Raw genomic sequence first — 2,595 nt, forward strand, 5'->3', positions numbered from 1 at the left:
CTATCCCGGCATGAATGCGCTGATCGGCTATCTCGCCGACGAGTGCTGCGCCGACGCCTGTGCGCCCGCCGTCGGCAAAGCACTGGCCTGATTTTTCTGCGCGTATAATTCGAAGATACCGGAAGGATCGAACCTATGGACATGATGACAGATCTTCCCGTCGCGGTAATTGGCGCCGGCCCGGTCGGCCTTGCCGCCGCGGCGCATCTGGTCGAGCGCGGCATCTGTCCACTCATCCTGGAGCGCGGCGAAAGCGTTGGGGCCGCACTGCTCGAATGGGGCCATGTGCGGGTGTTCTCGCCTTGGGAATACAACATCGACGCGGCGGCGCGGGCGCTGCTCGACCGCTCCGGCTGGACGGCGCCGGACAGCCAGGGCCTGCCGACCGGCGGCGAGATCGTGCGCGACTATCTGGCGCCGCTTGGCCGGCTTCCGGCGATCGCCGCCAATCTGAAGCTCGGCGCCGAGGTCACCGCGATCACCCGTCAGGGGCACGACAAGGTCGCCAATGACGGCCGCAAGGACGCGCCCTTCGTCATCCGCTACCGCGATGGCGGCGGTGAGCACCGCTTTCTCGCACGCGCCGTCATCGACGCATCCGGAACATGGTGGCGGCCAAACCCGATCGGCATCGACGGGCTGCCGGTTGCCGGCGAAGGCAAGGCGTCGGCACGCATCGCCTATGGCATTCCCGACGTGGTCGGCAAGGCGAGAGAAGACTATGCGGGCAAGCGCATCCTGGTCATCGGCGGCGGGCACTCGGCCATCAACGTCGCGCTGGCGCTGATGGAGTTGCAGGATGGCGTGCCTGGCACCGAAATCTTCTGGGCGCTGCGGCACGCCAGCATCGAGAGATTGCTCGGCGGCGGGCTGAACGACCAGTTGCCGGAACGTGGCGCGCTCGGGCTGGCCGCCAGGCAGGCGATGGCGGACGGCAGGCTGAACATGCTGACGGGCTTCGCCGTCGACCGCATCGAGACGCAAGGCGAGAAGCTTGCCGTCGACGCCCACCTCGCCGGCAAGCCGTTCAGCATGGCCGTGGACCGCATCGTCGTCACCACCGGCTTCAGGCCAGACCTGTCGTTCCTCGGCGAAATCCGCATCGCGCTCGATCCCGTCGTCGAAGCGCCGCCGGCACTGGCGCCGCTGATCGATCCGAACTTCCACTCATGCGGCACGGTTCCCGCGCATGGCATTGCGGAGCTCGCGCATCCCGAACCCGGTTTCACCATCGTCGGCTCGAAATCCTACGGCCGTGCCCCGACCTTCCTGATGGCGACCGGCTACGAGCAGGTCCGCTCGGTGGTGGCCGATATTGCCGGAGACCATGCCGCGGCCCGCGAGGTGCGGCTGGTGCTGCCGGAGACCGGCGTGTGCAGTGCCGTCGGTGTCGCGACGGTATCGGAAAGCGCCGGCTGCTGTGGCGGGCCTGCTCCCGCCGCTGTCGATGCCTGCTGCGTCAGGGATGCGGACGCCAAGGCAACCGGCGCATCGGGTTGCGGCTGCGCAACCGATGCCGAGCCGAGAAGAGCCGTATCGGCCGGCATCGATGCCTGACCGGTCCGTCCTGCGCAAGGCGATCTGGGCGCTTGGGCTGACCCAGATCATCGGCTACGGCACGCTCTATTACAGCTTCTCGATGCTGGCGCCGGCAATGGCACGCGAGTTCGGGCTCACGGAAGGCTGGGTATTCGCAGCCCTGTCGGCCTCGCTGTTTGCCGGCAGCCTGTTCGCGCCGACTGCCGGGCGGTGGGCCGACCGCTTCGGCGCCGGCCGCCTCATGACCGTCGGCTCGGTCGCGGCGGCTGTGGCGCTGGCGCTGTGCGCCGTCGCACCCGGCCGCGTGAGCTTCGTTCTGGGATTGCTGGCGATGGAACTGGCCTCCAGCTTCGTCCTCTACAGCGCTGCCTTCGTGTTGATCGTGCAGGTCGGGGTTCCCCGGCCGCAACGCAGCATCACCCATCTGACGCTGATCGCCGGGTTTGCCTCTACCCTGTTCTGGCCGCTGACCTCGGCGCTGCATGCGCATCTCACATGGCGCGAGGTCTACCTTTTGTTCGCCGCTCTCAATCTCGGCCTATGCCTGCCGATCCACGCCTGGCTGATGCGCCTGTCGCGTCGCCACGCAACGGTCACGCCGCATGAGCGCGGCTCCGCCCCCGATGAAGCGGGAATGCCGCTCGATGCGCGGCGCGGCCGGGCCGCATTCCTGCTGATGCTGGCGGGGTTCGCCACCGAAGGCTTCGTGCTGTCGGCGATCCTCATCCACATGGTGCCGCTGACGGCGGCCCTTGGGCTCGGCACCGCAGGCCTCTTCGTCTCGACCCTGTTCGGGCCGGCGCAGGTCGCCAGCCGGTTGATCAACATGCTGTTTGGCGGGCGGCTGCAGCAGACGCACCTTGCCGTCATTGCCGCGTCACTGCTCACGGCCGGGCTGTGTGCGCTGTTGCTGACCACGCCATGGCTGCCCGGCGCCTTCGTGTTCGTGTTCCTGTTCGGCCTCGGCTCCGGCCTCACCAGCATCGTCGGCGGCACCTTGCCGCTCGAACTCTTCGGCCGCGAAGGCTATGGCGCGCGGCTGGGATGGGCGAGCGC

The 2,595-nt window shown here is 68.2% G+C and carries 2 protein-coding genes; both read left to right on the forward strand.

Going from position 1 to position 2,595, the window contains the following annotated elements; all coding sequences use genetic code 11:
- The first annotated feature begins 135 nt into the window (after positions 1–135).
- Entirely contained in the window at positions 136–1,557 is a 1,422-nt protein-coding gene (locus tag EN879_RS31595; RefSeq protein ID WP_082826512.1) for an NAD(P)-binding domain-containing protein, read from the forward strand.
- The coding region (arsK, locus tag EN879_RS31600; protein WP_164774704.1) for an arsenite efflux MFS transporter ArsK at positions 1,550–2,595 on the forward strand (1,046 nt) is incomplete at its 3' end. The genes EN879_RS31595 and arsK, both read left to right, overlap by 8 nt.

The sequence above is a fragment of the Mesorhizobium sp. M7A.F.Ca.AU.002.02.1.1 genome (assembly GCF_003998535.1).
Classification (GTDB): domain Bacteria; phylum Pseudomonadota; class Alphaproteobacteria; order Rhizobiales; family Rhizobiaceae; genus Mesorhizobium; species Mesorhizobium ciceri.

Coding starts and splice junctions, on each gene's coding strand:
- EN879_RS31595 (WP_082826512.1), top strand. CDS start 136: ATGGACATGATGACAGATCTTCCCGTCGCGGTAATTGGCGCCGGCCCG.